This is a genomic window from Myxacorys chilensis, from assembly GCF_059505265.1.
In genome coordinates this window covers 1-22,709 of record NZ_JCACKG010000059.1, presented here as the reverse complement: position 1 = coordinate 22,709, position 22,709 = coordinate 1, and the positions used below count along the sequence as shown (strand labels likewise).

Below are 22,709 nucleotides of genomic sequence, written 5' to 3'. Positions count from 1 at the left end.
GCCTGGTTCACGCATTGCTGCTACTGTACCTGACTAGATCGAAAAAGGCTGTATCCCTTCACAAAGCACGTATAGCATAGTTTGTAATGGAGAAAGCAGAATTGAAACAGGTTTACTGAGGGTTTTTAGTACATCTGACCCAACATGTTTTAAGATCAACACGTACCTTCTAAACAGCGCCTCATAATTACCCATTCCAAACTACACATTAGATTATGGATAAGCCATTAGGGTCAGTCATTCAAGGGTCGTTAAGCAAAGGTCTGGAGGTACGGCTTCATCCTGATGTGTCCGTCGAAGAAATGCGGGTTGGTAAGTTTCTGGTAGTTCAGGGAGTGCGATCGCGCTTCTTCTGCATGTTGACGGACGTATCGCTCGGCACTGCAAGTCAACGCATTCTGGCAAATCCTCCCGAACCGACCAATTTCTTTTTACAAGAAGTACTGGCAGGCAGTGGTACCTACGGTACGATCGAACTTTCGCCAATGCTGATGTTCACGCCCCAAGAAGGAACAGAGGTAAAGCCAGCGACAAATGGAAAGAAGAAGACCTCAAAGTTAGCATCGTTCGAGTCCAACACTGGTGAAGCCATAGAATTGCTTCCCGTTAAGACGATTCCGAGCCACTTTAGTCAGGTGTTTGACGCCAGTGAACGCGACTTTCGCGCGGTGTTTGGCTGGGAAGACGACCCCCACCGACGCAACTTTGCGATCGGGCAACCGATTGATATGGAAGTTCCGGTTTGTCTAGACCTCGATCGCTTTGTCGAACGCAGTAACGGCGTTTTTGGTAAATCTGGAACCGGAAAATCCTTTTTGACACGCTTGCTTCTCGCTGGCATTGTTCGCAAACAAGCCGCCGTCAATCTCATTTTTGATATGCACTCCGAATATGGTTGGGAGGCCGCCCGCGAAGGCAAACAGTTCAGCACAGTCAAAGGCTTGCGTCAATTGTTTCCGGGACAAGTGCAAATTTTTACCCTCGATCCGGAATCGACAAAACGTAGAGGCGTTCGAGATGCTCAAGAACTGTATGTGAGCTACGACCAAATCGATGTAGAAGATTTGATGCTGGTGCGCGGCGAACTAAATCTATCGGAAGCGAGTTTAGAAAACGCCGTTATTCTACGAAACGAATTTGGTAAATCGTGGATCAATCGTCTGCTGACGATGAGTAACGGCGAGATTCAAGAATTTTGTGAAACGAAGATGGGCAGCAAGTCTTCCATTATGGCATTGCAGCGCAAGCTGAATCGATTGGATGATCTCAAATATATTCGCAGCAGTTGTCCTCACAATTACGTCAGTCAGATTCTAGAGTGCATCGAAAGTGGAAAGCATGTGGTGATTGAGTTTGGTTCTCAGTCAAACATGCTGTCGTATATGCTGGCGACAAATATTATTGCCCGTCGAATTCACCAAGCTTACGTGCGGAAAGCAGAGTATTTTTTGCAAACCAAAGACATCAAAGACCGTCCGCGACAATTGGTAGTCACAATCGAAGAAGCCCATCGATTCCTCGATCCGTCTACTGTAGGGCAAACTATCTTTGGTACGATCGCACGGGAAATGAGGAAGTACTTTGTGACTCTGTTGGTCGTTGACCAGCGCCCATCAGGGATCGATAATGAAGTCATGTCTCAAATCGGAACTCGCATTACTGCTCTGCTCAACGATGAGAAAGACATTGAAGCTATCTTTACAGGCGTTTCCGGCGGGCAGAGTTTGCGCTCCGTGTTATCCAAACTCGACTCCAAACAGCAAGCCCTAATTCTAGGTCATGCAGTTCCCATGCCCGTGGTCATCCGCACTCGCCCTTACGACGAAACGTTCTACGCTGAAATTGGCGATACGGCCTGGGAAGAATTGCCCGATGAGAAAGTCCTTCAAGCTGCCCAAGCCGCAAAAGCGGATTTAGGCTTCTAGAATGGCGCTGCTCTGTCTTGTCGCGATCACCGTGAAGGTTGGTAACGAGCGATCCTCTGGAGCTTGACAAAGCCAATCGCCGTTTTGTCATGCTGAACGTCTGGAATTCAGTACGAGTAGAAACGGACTCTATGCACCGACTGCTGCATAGACTGATTCAAGAAGTTCTCTTAGATACGAGAGTTCCTTGAGACATCACTATACTTTATATAAATAGAGCTTACATATTTGCGTAAGTTCTGAGACATTCAAATCATAGGCTGAGCGACTTCCGAAGCTCTAGAAACTCGACTATGCAAGCACCACTCAAACGCATTCTGACGGGCGCACTTTTCTTAATTGCCACCGTTATCATTGCCGTTACAGGCTATAGGCTTGCAGGTTGGTCACTACTAGATGCGCTCTACATGGTTGTAATTACTACATTTGGCGTTGGCTACGGTGAAGTCCGCCCCATCGATACACCTGCGCTCAAAATCTTCACCATGCTCGTGATCATTGGAGGCACATCTTCAACCATCTACCTTGTAGGCGGCTTCGTGCAAATGATTACTGAGGGCGAAATTAATCAAGTATTGGGAACAAGACGCATGACACGTACCATCGAGACCTCAAGGAATCACGTCATCATCTGTGGATTTGGTCGCATGGGTCAGATTTTGTCACGCCAACTAATGGAGTCCAAAATTTCCTTTATTGTGATTGACACCAACCCTGAACGGCTCGAAAAAGCAGAAGAGATGGGCTATCTTGTACGACTGGGAAACGCCACTGATGAAGCTGTGCTGTATGCCGTGGGCATCAATCGCGCCAAAGTATTAGCAACCGTTTTACCGGATGATGCGACCAATGTATTCATCACCCTCACTGCCCGTGAACTCAATCCAAGTCTGATGATTCTGGCTCGCGGTGAACTGCCGTCTACGGAGAAAAAACTTCGATTAGCTGGAGCCGATCAAGTTGTACTCCCCGCCACAATTAGTGGGCTGCGCATGGCGCATATGATTACTCATCCTGCAACCCTAGACTTCTTTAATCAGGATGATGGTCAAATGACGTTAAATGAATTACTTGCACAGCTAGATATTCAAGTTGATGAAGTCGCGATCGCGCCAAACTCCCCTATGGTCGGAGCTACGATTGGAGACATCGAAGTCCGCAGCAAAGGTACATTTATTATCGTCGCGATTCGTCGTACCGATGGGACAACGCTGACTCACCCTCCTCAGTCCACGGTTCTGACAAAAGACGATGTTGTAATCGTGTTAGGGCATCGTGGCGATACTCCTCAATTTGTCAAAAAATTCGTCGTCAAGCGGAGGATGCTCTACGGCAGTTCTCGTGTTTGGGAGCGCCGTTAATCAATAATTCGTATTGCGTTCTGGCAAAGCAGCGTTTTCTATGTACTTCTTAATCGTTAAATCAGTATCTACTTCGTAACTTATTCAAAATCTTAACAAACGTACTTAAAGATACGGGAAAACTAAGCCAATTTTTCAGTAATGTTACTTAGGTTAGAGGCTCTTCTCCTCCACAAGACTGAGGAATAGAAGCATTTGAGATTCAGTATATACAGCATTTTGAGGCGTTTGTAATAAAGAGTTGAGCAAGACTGCTCTCAGCACTGGCGGTTGAGTAGAAAAATCTGTTAGAAGTGTTAGAAGTTACACGGCGCTTTACAGATCTACTGATTGAGAGGAATTTCTCTAAGAGCGCTGTTGATAGAGTTGGCTGCACTTCACCTTAAATCTTTACCGTCCATGAAAACGCAACTTTTGACCGGTTTGGTAATGGCTGCTGCCACGATCGCTGGTACATTTTCTAACACTTCATCTGCGTCTGCCTTTACTTGGAATAGCTCCTGGACACAGCCTACTATTTCTAGCAAAGCTCAGACTGGTTTTGACGATGCGCCGTACCAAAAGTACGTTCAAAAAGAGAGTATCGAAATTCCCAATAGCGGTCAGTACTTACTTGATCCAACTAAATTATTTCTGAAGTACGACTACAACGTGACAGCAAGCTTCATCAATGAAGGTGCGGGATACCGCAACCAGCTCGCCTTCTCTTCAACCGGAGCGACAACCAGCTCTGGACTGCTGTTTAATGATATTTCTTGTTCTAATGCCGCAGGTTCAGGCTGCGTTATGGGTTCTAGCGACGGGAAATTAAAGCTTGGCGATCGCGTCAGTGTAGGGAACATCAAGGGCGGTTCTCAGCTAGATTTCTTCCTGCGAGCAGACGGTGCTAACCGAGGCACCAATGCCAATATTTTTGGCACACAGACCAAAATGAACGCTGATGGTTTACAGCATGCTGTTGCCTATGCAATAGACAACCGTTATCTTTTGATCGGCTTTGAAGACCTCTATGGTGCTAAAGGTGCATCAGGTGGCAAAAACGAACGCTCCGATCGTGATTTTAACGATGCCGTCTTTGTCGTTGACATTGGCGAGAAAAACTTTAGAGATTTGACGGGTCAAAAGGTTCCTGAGCCTTCCGTTACGCTGTCTCTTCTAGGTCTAGGTACAGCTGGTTTAGTAGTGCGTCGCCGTCGCCAGAACAAAGCGGCTGAATAAGCTTTTCTACTCATTTTTACCTCCGTGCGTGGTGGGTAGTCTGTAGCCAAATGCTGCAGGCTACCCTTTTTGTTGGAAAATAGGATTTCGACGTTGTGACTCGCCGACGAGGATAGATCCATGAGCAATACTTCTGCCACCGAATTCTCTCCATTTAGTATTGGCGGCAGCATTCGCGAACACCACTGGAGTTGGAAAGGAAAGCCAGTCACAACAGTTTATGAGGTGTTGGGCGAAGGAAAGCCCATTCTGCTGCTGCCATCCTTGAGTACAGTATCTAGCCGACTTGAAATGAGAGGCTTAGCGGAGCAGTTGACTCACAAATATCAAGTTTTTGTGCTCGATTGGATAGGATTTGGAGAATCGTCTCGTCCTGCGATCGCGTATACTCCAGCCGTACTAGAAGCTTGTCTACGAGATTTTGTAAGAACTATATTTCAAGAGCCAGTCGTGGTCATTGCGGCTGGACATGCTGCTGGCTATGTTATGCAACTAGCACAGCGGCAACCGATTCCCTGGAAATGGGTCGTGCTTGTCTCTCCAACTTGGCGCGGACCTTTGCCTACCATGATGAACAAAATGATGGGAAATCGCCGTTGGGCATATCGCTTGGTGCAACGGTTGATCAATGTGCCCATCTTGGGTCAATTCTTGTACTCCCTCACGACCAAACCTGACTTTCTCAAATCAATGTATCGCCGCCACGTTTTTGTTGAGGAAAAGAACCTGACTCCGGATTTTATGGAGCGTAAGTGGCAGGTCACTCAAGCCAATGGAGCGCGATTTGGCCCAGCTGCTTTTGTAACTGGAGGATTGGATCTAGTGAAAAAGCGAGAAGATTGGTTTAACTGGTTTCAGCCTCTTCTAGTGCCCGTCATGATGGTAGTTGGGGAAGACATGCCGCCGAAATCTCGTCAGGAAGTAGAAATTTTGGCGCATTTTTCTAGCGTGCAAGTTCACAGAATGCCTGGTTCGCTAGGCTTACACGAGGAGTATCCAGAACAGTTAGCGGAGGGAATTCTACCGTTTTTAGAGAAATATCTTTCTAGAGGGCGTTAATGGTACATAGTTTTGATGTACCTGAGTGAGAGCCGTCGCAAGAAAGCTCTATCGATAAAACTCTTTAAACGTAACTTTGTAGACATAGGAAAAACAAAGGGGTGAACAAAATGCTCACCCCACAACCCAATTAGGTCAAATCTGCTCTATTTACTCTGAATCATCTGTTGAACTTGTTGGCGCAACTTCGGATCATTTCTGACAGCTTGAAAAATCTGACCGAACTTCTGAGGATCCAAGCCTTGACCCTGAACCGCTTTCGATGCTTGAGTTTCGTTGTCCTGCTGGATCTTAACTAATTTCGCGATCGCGCGATCGTAGCTTTGGCGTTCTTTCGGCTGGACTGCCGTTGTTGGCTTCTGCTTTGGCTCATTTTGAGACTTGTAGATCTCATCAAAGCGTTGTTCGGTCAAACCTTCTCCTCGAATGGCTTGCCCTGCTGCCGTTTCTGACGCTTTGCTAATCGTTAAAATTTCCTTCACCGCGTTTGCAAATTTCTGCATATCTGCTGAACTGACAGACGTAGCAGGAGCGGTCTGAGGAGCAGGGGCAGGAGCCTTTTGAGCGCTGGCGGGCAGCGTGCCCACTAGTCCAAGCGCCATGACGCAACCCCCAATCAGAGCACGTTTAAGCATAATTCATCCTCCACATCTGTTTTGACTGAACGTTTGACGGAACGGTTTCACTGATCTTAACGGTCGAATTGACATTGGTTTCACCGACATCAACGTCAGCTAAACTCGCCATTAGAACTCTCCAACTGTGTTTTTTCAACATTCTTCAAGTTCGTTGTGATTTAGCTCTGACCCATGCTACCGATCATTAATCGTATCCACATCCGTTACAACAAATAGAACGCACGTTTCGAGGCAACTCGATTCCCTCTGTAGATATACCCAGATAATCAGGAAGCCAACTCCCCTGACAGAGATAATCTGACTGTGCGATCGCTAAAACTAAAGATCAATCGGCCCACACAGAACCTACACAGAGCCTTCAGTGTGTTTCCCTGTGAGGCAGAAGCCACTGCGTCTATTGTCCTTTTAGTTGAGATGTCTCATGCAGTCTTCTGAGTCAAACTTCTTGCCGCTCGCATCCCATGTGCTGTATGCCCAAACCTCTGTAGGAGATACGCCTTCAGAGATTTCTGATTCACCTTCAAATGCAGTTACCTATGATGCAGCCCTTCTGTTGGTTCCCATCGGATTTGTGGCCATCTGGGCAACGCTAGTTTGTGTGATTTCTGATACATGGAAGCTGAATCATAGAAAACGGAATTCTTTGCCGTCAACGGCTCAGCTTCCCTGCAAAAAGTGTAGTTTTTTTCACAACAATCCCTATGTGAAGTGCGCGGTTAGTCCTCATCTTGCGCTGACTAAAGACGCAGCAGATTGCTCAGATTTTCGTCCCCGAGATCGTAAGACACCTTCTGGCAAAGCACCAGATAATCTTCTTTAAATCTACTTGTGAATTTTTTTCTGATCCTGCCCATACTCAAACTAAAGACATTAGCTAAACGCTCGCCGCCGTCTTTCACCGTTTGTATGCGTGGGAAATAATTCAATGAGCCTGGAGTACGAGGAAGTTGCAAGCGCTCCGACTAGCGCTGATGCCTTGCTAAGTCGAATCACCGATCGCTTGCGCCGCTCTGACGAACTTAGCAGCATTTTAGATGCAGCAGTGGCCGAGATCGGAGTTTTTCTAAGTACTGATCGAGTGAAAATTTATCGGTTTCATCCTGACGGAACTGGTCAAGTTTCTGCCGAATGGTTGCGATCGGGGCGCTTACCATCACTGCTGGGGCTACATTTTCCTGCCGATGATATTCCGCTATCGGCGCGGGAGCTTTTCATCAAGGCGCGGGCACGCTCAATCGTAGATGTTGCTAATCAAAGGATTGGTCAAAGCCTTGAATGTGAAGCTGGTGATGAGGTGAATTACGAGCAGGTTCGCTACCGTGCTGTTGATTCATGTCATGTTGAGTACTTAACGACAATGGGAGTGAAGTCATCTCTTGTCGTTCCGATTCTGCATCACGATTATTTGTGGGGCCTGCTCGTCTCTCATCATGCGGAACCAAGAGAAATTTTGGAGTCGGACGTACAAACTGTACAGCAGGTGGTTGATTTGCTTTCGGTTGCGATCGCGCAGTCGATGCTAACCACTCAAGCCCGTGAGCAAGCTCACCGAGAAGCGACGATTAATCACATTAGTCAATTGCTTCATTCTTTCGCTACGATTGAACCGCAAGCGGCTCTAGAGACAGCCGTTTCAGCGTTTGGTGGTTCGGGAGGGCGCTTGTGGTTACATGCGGATGCGTTTGAAGCAAATGAGATCAATGTCACCCAGTCGCCTAGCCGCTACTTGAGACTTTATCAAACCGGGGTGCAGCCTATTACATCAGAAAATGCGCCCTATGCGTTGATGGAACAATATAGTGTATGGCAAGAGTATTTTAAGGGGACAAAGGATTCGGTTTGGGCGATCGCTGATTTATATAAAGAGCCTAGTTTACGAAATTTACAACCTGCGTTTCGCCCTACTAAAATTCGCGGGCTGTTAATGGTTCCCTTGCGATATCGCCGCCGGTTGCTGGGCTACTTGAGTGTGTTTCGAGATGAAGTAGAAGCAGAAATCTTGTGGGCAGGACAGGTTTCGACAGACGAACGACAGATGTTGCCACGCCAGTCCTTTGATGTGTGGAAAGAAACAAAACGCGGACAGTCCGCCGAATGGACATCCAGTGAGTTGGAGTTAGCCCAAGCCTTAGGACAACAATTTGCGACCGCGATTCAGCAGTATGAAACGCATCAGCAGTTGCAAATCCTAAATTCTAGTTTAGAGATTCAAGTCGAGGAGCGGACGGCTCAACTGCAACAAGCGACCGAACAGCAGCGAATTTTGTTTGAAGTCGTCGCTAAAATTCGCAAGTCGCTTGATTTTCAAACAATCTTTGCCACAGTAACCCAGGAGTTGCGTCAGTCACTTAATGCTGATCGCGTAGTCGTTTATTGTTTTGATGCAGAATCTGACTTTGACATTGGAGAAGTTGTTGCTGAAGACGTTTTACCTGAGTTTCCTGCTGCATTATTAAATACAATTCAAGATCACTGTTTTAGTAAACACTATGCATCTCGCTATCAACAGGGGCGAGTGAGCGCGATCGCGGATATTCACAATTCAGGACTCCAAGACTGCCACGTTGCTGTTCTCGATCAATTCTCCATTAAAGCGAATATTGTTGCACCATTTATTAAAGGGGGTGAATTGTGGGGGCTACTCTGCGTTCATCAATGTGACAAGCCACGTCAATGGCAACCGAGTGAAATTCAGTTTGTCACTCAAGTTGCCAGCCAACTTGGAATTGGGTTAGAGCAGGCTGATTTATTAGCGAAGACTCAACTTCAAGCTGAGCAGTTAGCCCTCACGCTTCAAACGTTAAAGAAAACTCAGGGTCAACTGATTCAAACTGAGAAAATGTCTAGTTTGGGTCAGCTTGTAGCCGGTGTTGCCCACGAAATTAATAATCCTGTTAATTTTATTGCTGGCAATCTCAATCACGTCAAACGCTATGTTGATGACTTACTCGCTTTGATTCAAACCTATCAAGCTTGCTACTCAAATCCGGCGTCTGACGTTTTAGAACATGTTGAAGAGATTGATTTAGAGTTTTTGGTTGAAGATTTGCCTAAAACTGTTGCTTCAATGGAGATCGGAACCGATCGTATTCGTCAGATTGTGCTGTCGCTGCGAAATTTCTCGCGCCTCGACCAATCGGAGGTCAGACCTGTTGACATTCACGAAGGCATTGATAGTACGCTACTGATTCTAAAACATCGGCTCAAAGCAGATGGCGATTATTGCGGCATTAAGCTAGAGAAGCAGTACGGCAATTTACCGTTGGTCGAATGCTATGCCAGCCAGCTGAATCAAGTGTTTATGAATGTTCTCAGTAATGCGATCGATGCGTTAGAAGACGCAATCAAAGAAGGTCTCGATCGCGCCCCGATCATCTGGATTAGCACAGAATGTCTGAACGAAGACCGTGTTGTCATCCGCATTAAAGATAATGGATTAGGCATTCCACTGGAGGTAAAAGCGCAAATTTTTGAACCCTTCTTCACAACAAAACCAATTGGTAGAGGAACGGGTATGGGACTTTCAATCAGTCATGAAATTGTGGTTGAAAAACATGGTGGCGTCTTCAAATGTGATTCTAAAGCTGGGGAAGGCACTGAATTTTGGATTGAAGTTCCTGTTAAAGCGCAATTAGTACAAAGTGCCGTGCCCTCAGAACCGCGAAAAATTGTTTGAGTAAGGTCATTTGAGTGAGGTCGAAGCATAGCAGGTTGTCCGCCCATTGCATTGACCTGCTACAGCATCTGCTGCCAATCTAATTTTCGCGCCAATTCGTCTTGCCCCACTACGGTTCCTTTTAAAGTGACGCTCATCGCAGCCTCCCAGGTAAGCGGGCACTCTAAGTTTGTCGCGCCTAACGTATGTTGCAAACCGCATCTTCCCTCAAACCTTCAATTTTGAATTTTGTAAAACACTGGAAGTACGGAACATGAAGCGGAATCGGGCATGGCTCCTGCTGGCGGGACTAATTGCAGTACTTTGGGGGAGTGCGTTAATGGCCGTTAAAGTCCTAACGACGCTACCAAGCTTTCATTGTGAAACAGTCGATGAGCACTCATCTCTGACAGCGCGATTGCACTGCGCCCAACACAAGGCAAATCAACAGTCACCTTCAGGGTTAGCAGCAGCCATTCAACAGGTAGGAGACATTTCGCCTGAGGAGCCGTTACACAGTGTCGGACAGGAGTTGGTGGAGTCTTGGCATGAACAGCTACTTGCGTTAGGAGAAGCCGAATTTCAAGCGGGAGATTTAAGGGAAGCGATTCGGATCACGCAACTAATCACTGAACGTTCGTCCATTTACACTCAAGCTCGCGATCGCATAGCCTATTGGAAGGCGACAGACGAAACAGCAGCAACGATTACCCAACAAGCTACCCGTCAGATGGAAGAGAGGCAGTGGGGGCAAGCGTTTCAAACGGCACATCAGTTACAGCAGATCAAGAGTGACTACTGGGCAAAGCAAAAATATGCGGTATTGGTGCAGCAGATTCAAGCGGATCGCGAAGATCGGGATTGGCAACTCAAGACTCCTGTAGAACCTAAATTGCCGCCTCGAAACCAACCAGTCCTTCCGTCTGAGGTTGCAATGCAGCGATCGCAGGCTTTGGCTCAGCCGCGACTCCCATTTGTGCCTTTCAAAAAGCGGCAGGCGATCATACCTTCTGCGGCGGTAGAGGCAAGGGTCGATATCAAGCTAAAACGCGCTCATTCAGCATTCGATGCAAAGCCTTCTAATCTAGAGCCTCAGTTACTTCTTCCAGTAGAGGAATTAAAAACTTTGGAAAGGTCTGAGTAAGTGCTGTTCAGGCTAGGGAAATTGAAACTAAAGAAGGAAGCGCTCTACAAGCACCTTAAGGTTGAGCAGTTGTGTCAGGAGTTTATGTCAAAGTGTACGAATGGAGCAAGCCACAATCTAGATCCAACGGTTCCACTAAAGTCCTCGTGACGTTTATCGAGCGGTGGTCTGAACCTATCTAAGCGATCGAGGAAGGCTGATAAGGTAAGTGGACGTAAGAAATACCGTATCAAAAACTAGGAGATCTGAATACGCCGTCTTTTGAGTTCACGGACTTAAACTTAATAAGGTCAAAACCTGATTGATCAAGTTCCAATTTGACTCAAGAACTGTGTTCAGTAGCCACCCCAACCATAGGCCCTCCCAACACACAAATATAATTGTCCAACCGACCTGCGATCGCTCCACCCCATTTGACTCCATCCGAAATCTTGCGCCGCCAACTGCCCATAACCAACACCCAGCAATTGCTAAGCCCAACGCAATCGGCGTTGCAGTTTGCCTTACCGATGCGTCGGCAACCAGACTTACAATCGCGGTAACGCCTGCCAAAATCAACACTCGCAGCCCAAGCATTCCTAAATCGATCGATAGCACGGTCGCGATCGCTCCGCACCCCACGATGGCTCCAAGCCAAATCCACCAGAATGCGCTGTAAACGCTCAGCAACCAGCCAAACAGAATGTGAATCACCAATAAAATAACCAAGGATGAGAAGGGTAACCGCCTCACGCTTTCCTTAGAAAATCGCATCACAAAAAAGCCTGTGAGCATGATGCCAAGCATCACCACTAGTACCAGGCGTAACTCTGAAGGAATTGCGGCGGCTAATCCGATTGGCAGCGGACGAGAACTGATCGGACTTGAAACAGCGGATACGTGACGACTGAGCAACAAAAGGAGTGCGATCGGCATTGCCACCAAGTTCACAGCCCGCCAATACCTCATCTTTTGCCAAGGATGTCGTCGGGCTTGTTTAGAATTAGAGCGTGTTTCGGATGGTCTCAAGGCGTCTTCTCTAACAGATTGGATAACTCAAGGATAAAGGTCTTGTGTTACCTTAGAGAAGTTGTCAAATTCACACATCCAGGATTTCGGGTGGTTGGATGGTAGCCAGTGGTCAGTGGGCGGCACGGATTTGATCCCCTAACCCTCTTATCCTTACTTTCTAAACTGCTTCTGGATTGAGGATGAACCCGAATAAGGAAATACACAATGCCAGTTGTTTCATTAGCTCAATTGCTTGAGTCAGGCGTTCACTTTGGGCATCAGACCCGGAGATGGAACCCCAAGATGAATCCCTACATCTTTACCGCCCGCAATGGCGTTCACATCATTGACTTGGTGCAAACCGCTCAGTTAATGGACAATGCCTACAACTATGTGCGTACCGCATCCGAACAAGGGAAAAAGTTTCTATTTATTGGAACCAAACGGCAAGCGGCAGGCATCATTGCTCAAGAAGCCTCCCGTTGTGGCGCATACTACGTGAACCAGCGTTGGCTCGGTGGAATGCTGACCAACTGGACAACGATCAAAACCCGCGTTGATCGCCTCAAGGACTTAGAGCGCCGCGAAGAAACAGGTGGATTAGACCTATTGCCTAAAAAAGAAGCGGCAGTCTTACGGCGTGAGTTAGAGAAGCTTCAGAAATATCTGGGCGGTATTAAACTAATGCGCAAAATCCCCGACGTGATCATCATGGTTGACCAGCGCCGGGAATATAATGCGGTTCAAGAATGTCTCAAGCTAAACATTCCGATCGTGGCGTTGCTTGACACCAATTGTGACCCTGATGTTGTAGATATTCCCATCCCTGCTAATGATGATGCAATCCGCTCAATTAAGCTGATTGTTGGTCGGTTGGCAGATGCCATTTACGAAGGTCGTCATGGTCAACTCGAAGCAGAGGATGACTACGAAGATTACGAAGGCGCTGAAGACGAGTACGACTACGATGAAACCGAAGCGGAACCTGCAAGCGAAGAAGCAACCGCCTAAGGACTTGAGGGGAGTAGCTAGAGCGGTGTCTGTTTTAGCTACTCCAAGCAACTAGCAATTGAAAGCACTGGAAAAGTAATATGGCAGAAATTTCAGCAAAGGACGTAAAGCAACTGCGCGATAAAACTGGCGCAGGCATGATGGACTGCAAAAAAGCCCTCGCTGAAAACGGTGGGGACATGCAGAAGTCAGTCGATTGGCTGCGTAAAAAAGGCATTGCCTCGGCAGACAAGAAAGCAGGTAAGACTGTCGCAGAGGGACTAGTTGGTAGCTACATTCACATTGGTGGACGAATTGGAGTTCTGGTAGAAGTTAACTGTCAAACCGACTTTGTAGCTCGCAACGAGGCGTTTCAAGAATTAGTCCGCAGCATTGCGATGCAGATCGCGGCGAGTACTGAGGTTGAGTACGTCAGAATTGAAGATATCCCGTCAGAGATTGCTGAGAAAGAGAAAGCAATCGAGATGGGCAAGGACGATTTGGCAGGCAAACCGGATAATGTCAAAGAAAAGATCGTTCAAGGTCGGATCGATAAGCGCCTCAAGCAAATGAGCTTGATTGATCAGCAGTACATCAAAGACCCGAATATCACGGTTGATGAGTTGGTGAAGCAGCACGTCGCTCAGCTAGGTGAAAACATTCGGATTCGTCGCTTTGTTCGGTTTGTATTGGGTGAAGGCATCGAGAAGGAAGAGTCTGATTTTGCCGCAGAAGTTGCGGCTCAAATGGCAGGCGGCAAGTAGTTCTCTCTAATTAGTTCTCCAATTTAGTCAGAGAACACAAGCCTTTCAATTGAAAAAGCAGGGAAAGACGTTCTTTCCCTGCTTTTTTATGGACTGCCTTAGCGCAAGGTGCAAACTCCAAAGGATTGCGCTTGCCATCAACCGTGATTTCTACGAGTGATGCCTTACGCAAATCGCAATTAGACCTGCCCCGTGGTTCGCTTAATGTGATCTAGAATGCGCTGTTTGCGCTCAGGAGAGCGAACCGGAGTCGCTTGTGAGAAATCGTTGGTGCTACGACCAAGATGCTCCATGATGCGTTTTTTACGATCGTCTGATGCTGCCATTCGGTGAAGTCGCCCAATATAGAGTCTACTCTCTGTATTCTGACGTATGTACAGCCATTTTTGATGCTTTAGTTTGCTTTATTAGAAGTTTTTAGACGACTAATAAAGCCTTCACAACGATACTCAATTTTGATCGTAGACGTTTCGCTGACAGCCATCCAGCCAGAAGAGCGATTTTCGCAAATCTGGCTGGATTGAACTTTCTTAATTGAATGTTATTGTGCGAGTTGAACGGCCCGTTGTGCGATCGCATCTGCCGTAATCCCGTTGAGAGCCAGCAGCTCGCTCGGAGTGGCGGTTGTTTCTCCCCGCTTCCAGGCAAAGGTATCTCGCTTTGCCGTGCTTCGCAGCATAATTGGCTCCAGCATTCCGCTCACGCCTCCAGCAATGCCAATGAGCACATCGCCGCTAAACAACCGCTCAAAGGTCGCATCATCGGTGAACTCACCGTCTGGCTCAGAGCAGATTTCCCAGGCAACATCGTGAGTTCGATAGAGCCGACGCGGGTTTACAACGGAGACGACGCGCACAGAATAGCCTTGCCCTTGCAGAGTAGAGGCCGCCTCAAAAACTGAGGAGAGGATCATATCTCCAATGACCGCCAGTACAATCGTCTGAGGCAGCGAACCTGCTAATTCTTGCAGCACGATCGCGCCCTCTCTCAAGGCTTGTCTGGTCTGTTCAAACGTCGTCCGAATCGGCAACGGCGACTTACTAGAGGTAATCACAATGCCCTTATTTTTTGTCGTTAGTGCCCACTCGTAGCAGGCTTGAATGCTATTGGCATCGGGCGGAAAAAGCGGAAAGACGTTGCCGTTCCGCATCATAGCGGCAAAGTAGGCTTCGATTTCAGGGCGTTGATGCGTCCAGCCGTTACGCCCTTGTTCTAACGCGCCTGCGGTAAACAGCGTAATGGTTGAGGGAGTGGGGCGACGCAGTTCTGCCATCGCTTGGGTAACGGTTTGCCAAATGGGTAAACCATTGATGGCGAACGATTCGTAAGAACACCACAGCGTCCGAGACCCCATGAGGGCAAGCCCGGCAGCAAGTCCGGCACACGCATCCTCACTAAGCGGCTCATACACCTGACCCTTAGGGGACTGGAAGTAGAGCGCGTCTTCGGTGGGGTGGATGATTTTGAGCGCTTGGTTGATATTGGCGATTCCAGAGGCTTCGTTGCCGTCGGCATTGGTCACGAGGAAGTTGCGATCGTGCATTCCTACATGTCCGACTAATTGCCCCATTGCGGTGGTCGAAACCTTGGCGTCACCGCCCACCTCATATTCTTCCATCGGCAACTGACCTAATTCTGGCAACGGTAGCACCGATTCGGTCACAACGGTTTTACTTGCCGGGCCACCGCCCGCCCGTTCACAGTTCGATCGCACCAACGCCCACGCTTCTGGAGTGAGCGATAGGTTTTGCAGCGCTGCCACAATGTCAGCATGGTCTAACTTGTGATGCGCGTACAAATTGTGAGACTTTGAGCCTCGCGCATGCACACCTGCTCCTTTGAGTTGCTTGATAATGAAGACCGTCAGCGTTCCACCTAGAGCGAATTTTGCTGCTGCATCGGCTGCTGTGACGACGGCTTTGGCGAAATTGATGCGTTGTTCTAGCGGGAAGAGGGTGCTATCGGCATACGCTCCAGGCTGATTTTGATCGTCGAACTCCTTGGCATCGACTAACACCACGTTTTCAAATCCATTGCCCTTCCAATAGGCAACCATCTCTTCATTGGATTTGAGCGACACCATGCTGTGATGCTCTTGTGAATAGCCGTTCCAAACTAGGATGGGCAAAAAGTTCGTGACTTCCGGAAACGCCGTGTTGAAGTGCGCCATCGAACTCATGATGTACGGTTCGCCCAAGCCGCCATCACCGATGGTAAACGGAAACAACGTATCGCGATGTAAGAATGCAGCGGACATCGCAAAGTGTTGTCCCTGTCCTAACGGCCCAGCAGGGGAGAGAATGCCCGGAACAAACCCGGAAAGGTGTCCGAGCAGCCCGTGCTTTTCGCGGAAGCGATCGCGCAATTGCTGTACGGTTTCGATGCCCATATCTTCAAGTGAGCGATCCAAAAACATGGCGCAATAGAATCCGGGGGCGTGGTGGCCGACTTCGGTGAGGATATTTTTATGCCCCAGCATCACAAACGCCGCATACGCTTCGGCTTGGCTGGCAAATCCGCCGGGGTGTCCAGAGGCTTTGCTGGCGGTCATTTGCACCACGAGGTAGCGCAGCGCATCAGCCGTCAGCAGCGTTTGATAAGCGGCAGTAGAATCGCTCGGATCTGCGATCGCGCGTTTGCCTTCTGCGATCGCGCTGGTCTTGCCATACGTCTCGAACCCAGGAACGCTGTCGCTGAAATATTGAATGCCTTCGCAGAATGCAGGCGTGGTGGAGGGCGAGTTAGGAGTAACGGCGGTCATGCTGGTGGTTCCTGCTAGGTGAAGTTGCCTAACTCATCATGGTACACACATCATGGTACACAGCCCGTTGACCAAGAAGAAATTCTGTCATCGAACATCACTCGGTTAGCGCTCCGCTCGTGGCAATTCGCTCTACAAAGATCCTCTCTGGGTTCTGCTAGAGGAACGCTTGACTGGATTCATGACCCGTTCTAAATAGCTGAACCCCTGCGAGGAAAGCAGCGTCAATGCTAGATAGACCAGTGCCACCGATGCATAGAGTTCAAAAGGGCGATAGTTCTCGGCAACAATCAGTTGTCCCTCTCGAAACAGTTCTTCAAACCCAATGACGGCAACTAAACTGGTGTCTTTCAGCAGTGTGATGAACTCGTTGCCAAGCGGCGGCAACATTCGTCGAAGCGCTTGCGGGAAAATAACGTGCCGGAGAGTTTGCACCGAGTCTAATCCCAAGGATTGAGCCGCTTCAGATTGTCCGACCTCGATCGACTGAATGCCTGCTCGCACAATCTCTGCAATGTAGGCAGCACTATTGAAGCTCAGGGCAACGATCGCGGCGGCAAACCGATTAAACGTGAAGTTCAAGCCCACCGCTTGCAATAGCGCTGGAAAGCCAAAATAAATCATGAAAATCTGTACGAGAAGCGGCGTGCCTCGAAAGAAGTCGATGTAGGCTCTCGCTGCCCACCGGACGGGTGTTAGGGTAGATAAGCGAGCAATGCCAATCAGCGAACCGCCGATCAATCCAAAGAACACTGAGACGGCAGCAAGCTGTAGCGTAATCAGTGCGCCTTTCAGCAGGGTGGGCAGAGCGTTGAGAATCACACTGACCGAGCCGAGTGTCGGCGTCTGTTGAGCAGTTTGAGCGGTTCCAAACGCGGATTCTGGCAATTGAGGAGGCTGAGCGTTAAACCATTTCTGATAGATCTGGGCGTAAGTCCCATTTTGCAGAATGGTTTTGAGTCCTTCATTCACACGCTGCAAGTTCGGTGAGTTGAGCGGCAGCGGAATGCCATAAAACTCTTCAGTCAGCAGTTGACCTACAATTCTGATGCCTTGGAGATTGCCTGTTTTAATCGCATATAGGGTTACAGGCGAATCGTTGACAACAGCATCCACGTTGCCATTTTTTAGTTCCTGGAGGGCTAAGACAGCAGCATCAAACGTGCGAATTTTGGCCCCAGCAACTGCACTCGCAGTTTTTGCCCCGGTTGTGCCGATTTGCACCGCGATCGCTTTGCCTTTCAGATCATCGAGCTTGGTAATTCCGGTCGTTCCGTCGCGAACGGCGATCGCGAGTCCCGCTTTAAAGTAAGGTTGTGAAAACGCAACGGCTTGCGATCTCGCTTGGGTGATGGTCATCGCGGCGACGGCGGCGTCTGCGGTTCCGGCTTGCAAAGCGGGAATGATGCCATCAAACGGGATACTTTGAAACGTGACGCCAAACCCGCCCGCTTGCCCCACTGCTCGGATTAGATCCACATCAAAGCCTTGAAAATCGCCGTTGGGGGCTTTGAATTCAAACGGTGGAAAAACAGGCTCTACCGCAACCGTTAAAACAGGTTTATCCTGGGATTTGACTGCACTAGAGATCAGGAGAAAGCAGACCAAACCAAGCAGCAGCGATCGCAGAACTCTTTTTGCCCGAAACTGAACCATGAGTGAAATCTCTACTAGTGGGGAGGTAAAGCAGGAAGTATTTGCCTGAGGATGATCTATTCTCCCTGATCGCAACGTCTGACGTTCTATATCCTTAACGTGATTATGAATCCCTCACGCGCGATCGTATTTGAGCAAGTTGAGAAAAACTTTGGTTCCCTGAAAGTCCTGCGGGGGATTAGTGGCTATGTTGATCGCGGTGAAGTGTTGGCGGTGATTGGTTCTTCTGGGTGCGGTAAAAGTACGCTGCTGCGCTGTCTCAATCGACTAGAGACGATTGATCGCGGCGAAATTATCATCAACGATCTGAATCTTTCTCACGTCCACCTTAGCTCTAAACAACTGCGCCAGTTGCGATCGCAAGTCGGCATGGTGTTTCAGCAATTTAATCTGTTCCCTCATCTCACCGTGTTGAATAATCTGACGTTGGCTCCTCAGCAAGTGTTGGGTCAGTCGCGATCGCAAAGCCAGGAACGAGCGCGGTTTTATCTCAACCAAGTCGGTTTGGCGGACAAAGCCGAAGTGTATCCAGAGCAGCTTTCGGGCGGACAGAGACAGCGGGTTGCGATCGCGCGCAGTCTCTGCATGGAACCCAAGGTGATGCTGTTTGACGAACCCACGAGCGCCCTCGATCCGGAACTGGTTGGCGAAGTGCTGGAGGTGATGCAAAACTTAGCTGAAAACGGAATGACGATGGTGGTTGTCACTCACGAAATTCAGTTTGCTCGTGAAGTGGCGCATCGAGTCATGTTTCTCGATCAAGGCTGTGTTGCCGAAGCAGGCATCGCCCGTGAAGTCTTGCGAAATCCGCAGAGCGATCGCCTCCGCACTTTTTTGAGCCGGATGCGCCAAGGTGCAGCGATGGATGATTGAGGGCAGAAGACGTTTGCAAGAAGTTTAACAGGGCTTACGCACTAGGTCTCGTCACGACGCTGAACCTGAACTTAAAAACACGAACCCCATTCGTTACGACAGAAACGATGTTGGTCACGACAGAAACAATGTTAGTAACGACAGAAACGATGTTAGTAACGACAAAAACGATGTTGGTCACGACAGAAACGATATTTGTCATGACATGAACCCGATTCACTACGACAGAAACGTTATTTGTCACGACAGGAATCCGATTCGTCGCGACAGGAATGTTGTTGGTAATGACCTATAAAGGCAAAATCATCTGTAACGACTTGCTTTGCGTAAGTCCTGCCTAATTTGTCATGTCCCACTGATGCAATAAGAAGGCATATTCAAAAGCAACTTCTTTAAGGCGATCGTACCGCCCCGACGCACCTCCATGTCCGGCTCCCATATTTGTTTTGAGGAGCAAGACGGGGTTAGCTGTGTTTTTCTCTGAATCACGTTGCACAGATCGCAGTTTGGCTGTCCATTTTGCAGGCTCCCAGTAAGACACGCGGGGATCGTTTAACCCTGCCGTGACGAGCAGAGCAGGATAGGCTTGCGCCGTGACATTATCGTAGGGAGAGTACGCCTTCATGTAGTCGTAAAACTGCTTGTCGTTTGGGTTGCCCCATTCTTCCCACTCGGTCGCCGAGAGTGGTAGTGACGTATCTAAAATGGTTGTCACCACATCCACAAACGGCACTTGCGCGATCGCGGCTCGAAACAACTCCGGGCGTTGATTGATCACAGCCCCAACCAACAATCCACCTGCACTCCCGCCCGAAATCGCTAAATGTTCCGAATCCGTCCAGCCCTGCTGAATCAGCGTCTCAGCACAGGCAATAAAGTCACCAAACGTGTTCTGCTTGTGTAAAAATTTGCCGTCTTCGTACCACTTGCGTCCGAGTTCTGACCCGCCTCTCACATGCGCGATCGCTAACACCACCCCGCGATCAAGCAGCGATAGGCGCATTGCCGAAAATGAATCTGGGTAGCTGAAGCCATACGAACCGTAACCCGTCAGCAATGCGGGATTTTTTCCAGTCCGCTCAACGCCAACTTTGTAAACAAGGGATAGAGGAACGGCAGTGCCATCGGGTGCAGTGGCTTGGAGCCGTTCGCTGTGATAGTGAGCGCGATCGTATCCGCCTAGCACAGGCGTTTCTTTCTTTAACTCCCGCGATCGCGTATCGAGATCGTAGTCAAAAATTGAGAAGGGCGTGACCAGCGACGTGTAGCCAAACCGCAGCATGTGAGTGTTGAACTCTGGATTCACCGATTCTGACACCTCATAGGTTGCTTCTGGAAAAGAAACCGTGTGTTCTTCACCTGTGGAAAGCTTGCGAACGCGCACCTTGGGTAATCCAGCTTCGCGGTCATAAATCACCAAATGATCAACAAACGCACTCACGCCCATCAAAAACACATTCTCGTGATGCTCGATCACCGTTTGCCAGTTCTCGCGGCGAGGATTCGCAACAGGCGCTTTCATCAGTTTGAAGTTGAGCGCCTCTTCATTGGTAACGATGTAAAAAGCATCGGTGTGATGCTCAACCTCATATTCAATGCCCGTCGTCCGGGGGCGAATCACCTGAAACTCCCCCAGCGGCGTATTGGCATCTAAATAATGCACTTCAGAGGTGATCTTACTGCCCAAGTTCAGCAGCAAATAGGCCTCACTCCGAGTCTTGTCGATGCCTAGAAAATAAGCCTCATCGGGTTCATGAAAGACTAGCGGATCATCACTAACAGGCTGACCCAGCGAATGCCGAAACAGCTTGTACGGACGCTGAGCGGCGTCTATCTGCGTATAGAATACCGTTTGATTGTCGTTGCCCCAAGCAAACGAAACGTAGCTATCGGGAATGCTTTCTGGATATAGCTGACGAGTTGCTAAATCGAGAAAAAACAAGGTATAGCGTTCTGCGCCTGTGGTATCGATCGCATACGCCAAAATTTGATGATTTGGGCTGACTGCAAACACCCCTAGACTAAAATAGTCGGCTCCCTCAGCGAGTTGATTTTGGTCAAGCAATACTTCTTCAGGTGCATCGAGCGAACCTTGTTTGCGGCAGTGAATTGGGTAGGCTTTCCCAGTTTCGGTGCGCGTGTAGTAATAGAATTCGTCTCGACGATAAGGAACCGATAAGTCATCTTCCTGAATGCGCGATAGCATCTCGTGGTACAACGTCTCTTGCAGCGCCTGAGTGGGCTGCATCATTGCCTCTGTGTAAGCATTCTCAGCTTCGAGATAGGCAATCACTTCAGGAGTATCGCGATCGCGCAACCAGAAATAATCGTCTACCCGTTCATCGCCATGCAGGCTGTGAACGTGAGGCTGCCTTGGGGCAATGGGAGGTGTGAGCGTTGAGGCGGGATCTGAATAGGTCATGGAATACACGATTAAAGGGTAAACAAAAATCAATTAAACATCTTGATCTATGCTCTCTTGTTCGATATCGCCTAGCGCTATTTCAGAGTTTGCTTCGCGAGATTCAGACCATTGCATTTGAATCAACCTCAACTCATACTGCTGTTCTGCAATATCACGCTTTTCAATGTCGAGTTTGATCTGCCCAAGGTGTGAGAACTAAGAACAACCCCTTTAAACCGTAATCGATCGCCAGTCCGATCGCCCCAATGAGCAAAATGCAAAACAATACTTTCTCAGTTTGCAAAAATCGTTGGGCTTGAATAATTCTGAACCCCAAACCACTTTGAGCCGCAACCAATTCGGCAATTACAAGATAGTTCCACGCACCAGAAATGTTAACGCGCAGCGTATCTAACACACTAGGAAACGTTGCTGGAACAATAACTTTGAACAAAACATCTCGTCGAGTTGCACCCAGCGTGTACGCCACGTTGATCATATCGCTGGGAATAAATTTAACCGCATCGGCAACCATAATCGCGTTGTACAACACAATTCCAAGCGTAATGATTAAGATCTTGGATTCTTCACCCAACCCAACCCAAATTATAATCAAGGGCACAAACGCTGTAATGGGCATGTATCGCACGGTTCCCACAAGCGGCGCAAACAGACTATTCATACTGTAAAACGTGCCCATTGCAATGCCCATAGGTACACCTACGATCGCAGCGGCTAAAAAGCCAGCTAGTACCCGGCTACAACTGACGATCACATCTGCCATCAGATTGTTGTTCACGAACATGTCAATTCCAGACTGCACCACCGTTGTTGGTGTAGGCAAGAACATGGGCGGCACGAGCTTGGTATAGCTGACGATCGCCCATAGCAAAAGCGGAACAGCAAGCGAAATCGTGAAAATTAAGGCGGCTAACCGACGCGAGAAACCCTGGCGAATGCTCCAAAAAACAGAAGGCTTTAAATAACAATATTGACGATCAGGAGCATTCGCTGAACTGAGACTCACATCAGGCATTGGGTCATCCTCCAAGAAATTGGGCAATTTTAATTTGTTCTACACACTCAAATCTGTTCTACACACTCAAATCTGTTCTACACGCTACAATTCCCCGCTTCATTTCTACCTACCGTGTACACACAAGTCGAGCGATGAGTCATGGCCGAGATCCTTCGCCCCCTAAATCCCCCAACATTGGGCAGGGTTGATTCATTTTGAGAGGAGAAATAATAAGCTGAAAGGTAGTGACTGA

Annotated in this window: 18 protein-coding genes; 10 read left to right on the top strand and 8 right to left on the bottom strand. The window is 48.5% G+C overall.

What is annotated here, in order from left to right; genetic code table 11:
* The first annotated feature begins 215 nt into the window (after nt 1–215).
* The 4 genes from AC5JLB_RS02995 to AC5JLB_RS02980 all read left to right on the top strand — a co-directional run bounded on the left by AC5JLB_RS02995 (nt 216) and on the right by AC5JLB_RS02980 (nt 5,563).
* A complete protein-coding gene (locus AC5JLB_RS02995) occupies nt 216–1,925 on the top strand; it encodes a helicase HerA domain-containing protein (protein WP_495872376.1) in 1,710 nt (569 codons plus the stop codon).
* 293 nt (nt 1,926–2,218) lie between these two features.
* Complete coding sequence (locus AC5JLB_RS02990; RefSeq protein ID WP_495872375.1) at nt 2,219–3,286, top strand: potassium channel family protein; 1,068 nt, start codon at nt 2,219–2,221, stop codon at nt 3,284–3,286.
* Nucleotides 3,287–3,685: 399 nt separating this feature from the next.
* Nucleotides 3,686–4,504 (top strand): DUF4114 domain-containing protein, encoded by an 819-nt coding sequence (locus tag AC5JLB_RS02985; protein WP_495872374.1) that lies wholly within the window; start codon nt 3,686–3,688, stop codon nt 4,502–4,504.
* 120 nt (nt 4,505–4,624) lie between these two features.
* A complete protein-coding gene (locus AC5JLB_RS02980; RefSeq protein WP_495872373.1) occupies nt 4,625–5,563 on the top strand; it encodes an alpha/beta fold hydrolase in 939 nt (312 codons plus the stop codon).
* Between the two features lie 146 nt (nt 5,564–5,709).
* Here the strand turns inward: AC5JLB_RS02980 and AC5JLB_RS02975 are convergent, their stop codons facing one another.
* Complete coding sequence (locus tag AC5JLB_RS02975) at nt 5,710–6,198, bottom strand: DUF4168 domain-containing protein (protein ID WP_495872372.1); 489 nt, start codon at nt 6,196–6,198, stop codon at nt 5,710–5,712.
* Nucleotides 6,199–6,622: 424 nt separating this feature from the next.
* On the opposite strand from AC5JLB_RS02975, the gene AC5JLB_RS02970 reads away from it, so the two are divergent.
* Together AC5JLB_RS02970 and AC5JLB_RS02965 are read left to right on the top strand one after the other, a co-directional pair.
* Nucleotides 6,623–7,021 (top strand): hypothetical protein, encoded by a 399-nt coding sequence (locus AC5JLB_RS02970; RefSeq protein ID WP_495872371.1) that lies wholly within the window; start codon nt 6,623–6,625, stop codon nt 7,019–7,021.
* 105 nt (nt 7,022–7,126) lie between these two features.
* Complete coding sequence (locus AC5JLB_RS02965; RefSeq protein ID WP_495872370.1) at nt 7,127–9,877, top strand: GAF domain-containing protein; 2,751 nt, start codon at nt 7,127–7,129, stop codon at nt 9,875–9,877.
* Nucleotides 9,878–9,936: 59 nt separating this feature from the next.
* Here AC5JLB_RS02965 and AC5JLB_RS02960 read toward each other — a convergent pair whose 3' ends face one another.
* Nucleotides 9,937–10,071 (bottom strand): hypothetical protein, encoded by a 135-nt coding sequence (locus AC5JLB_RS02960; RefSeq protein ID WP_495872369.1) that lies wholly within the window; start codon nt 10,069–10,071, stop codon nt 9,937–9,939.
* Between the two features lie 59 nt (nt 10,072–10,130).
* Between AC5JLB_RS02960 and AC5JLB_RS02955 the strand changes: the two genes are divergently transcribed.
* Nucleotides 10,131–11,000, top strand: coding sequence for a hypothetical protein (locus tag AC5JLB_RS02955; protein ID WP_495872368.1), 870 nt, complete (start codon nt 10,131–10,133; stop codon nt 10,998–11,000).
* Between the two features lie 267 nt (nt 11,001–11,267).
* On the opposite strand, the gene AC5JLB_RS02950 is transcribed toward AC5JLB_RS02955, so the two are convergent.
* Nucleotides 11,268–11,948: a hypothetical protein gene (locus AC5JLB_RS02950; RefSeq protein ID WP_495872367.1), complete on the bottom strand. Its 681-nt coding sequence runs from the start codon at nt 11,946–11,948 to the stop codon at nt 11,268–11,270.
* Nucleotides 11,949–12,215: 267 nt separating this feature from the next.
* Between AC5JLB_RS02950 and rpsB the strand changes: the two genes are divergently transcribed.
* Nucleotides 12,216–13,001 (top strand): 30S ribosomal protein S2, encoded by a 786-nt coding sequence (gene rpsB / locus AC5JLB_RS02945; RefSeq protein ID WP_495872366.1) that lies wholly within the window; start codon nt 12,216–12,218, stop codon nt 12,999–13,001.
* 80 nt (nt 13,002–13,081) lie between these two features.
* Nucleotides 13,082–13,744 carry a translation elongation factor Ts gene (gene tsf / locus AC5JLB_RS02940; RefSeq protein ID WP_495872365.1) on the top strand — a complete coding sequence of 221 codons (663 nt, stop codon included), beginning with the start codon at nt 13,082–13,084 and terminating at the stop codon, nt 13,742–13,744.
* Between the two features lie 179 nt (nt 13,745–13,923).
* On the opposite strand, the gene AC5JLB_RS02935 is transcribed toward tsf, so the two are convergent.
* From AC5JLB_RS02935 to AC5JLB_RS02925, 3 genes are all read right to left on the bottom strand, one after another.
* Nucleotides 13,924–14,070, bottom strand: coding sequence for a hypothetical protein (locus AC5JLB_RS02935; protein ID WP_495872364.1), 147 nt, complete (start codon nt 14,068–14,070; stop codon nt 13,924–13,926).
* Nucleotides 14,071–14,285: 215 nt separating this feature from the next.
* On the bottom strand, nt 14,286–16,505 hold the full coding sequence (locus AC5JLB_RS02930) for a phosphoketolase family protein (protein WP_495872363.1): 2,220 nt from the start codon (nt 16,503–16,505) through the stop codon (nt 14,286–14,288).
* A gap of 132 nt (nt 16,506–16,637) precedes the next feature.
* Nucleotides 16,638–18,161 carry an ABC transporter permease subunit gene (locus AC5JLB_RS02925; protein ID WP_495872362.1) on the bottom strand — a complete coding sequence of 508 codons (1,524 nt, stop codon included), beginning with the start codon at nt 18,159–18,161 and terminating at the stop codon, nt 16,638–16,640.
* A gap of 105 nt (nt 18,162–18,266) precedes the next feature.
* Between AC5JLB_RS02925 and AC5JLB_RS02920 the strand changes: the two genes are divergently transcribed.
* On the top strand, nt 18,267–19,034 hold the full coding sequence (locus tag AC5JLB_RS02920) for an amino acid ABC transporter ATP-binding protein (protein WP_495872361.1): 768 nt from the start codon (nt 18,267–18,269) through the stop codon (nt 19,032–19,034).
* A gap of 337 nt (nt 19,035–19,371) precedes the next feature.
* On the opposite strand, the gene AC5JLB_RS02915 is transcribed toward AC5JLB_RS02920, so the two are convergent.
* Together AC5JLB_RS02915 and AC5JLB_RS02910 are read right to left on the bottom strand one after the other, a co-directional pair.
* Entirely contained in the window at nt 19,372–21,456 is a 2,085-nt protein-coding gene (locus AC5JLB_RS02915; protein ID WP_495872360.1) for a S9 family peptidase, read from the bottom strand.
* Between the two features lie 163 nt (nt 21,457–21,619).
* A complete protein-coding gene (locus AC5JLB_RS02910; protein ID WP_495872359.1) occupies nt 21,620–22,474 on the bottom strand; it encodes an ABC transporter permease in 855 nt (284 codons plus the stop codon).
* Nucleotides 22,475–22,709: the final 235 nt, after the last annotated feature.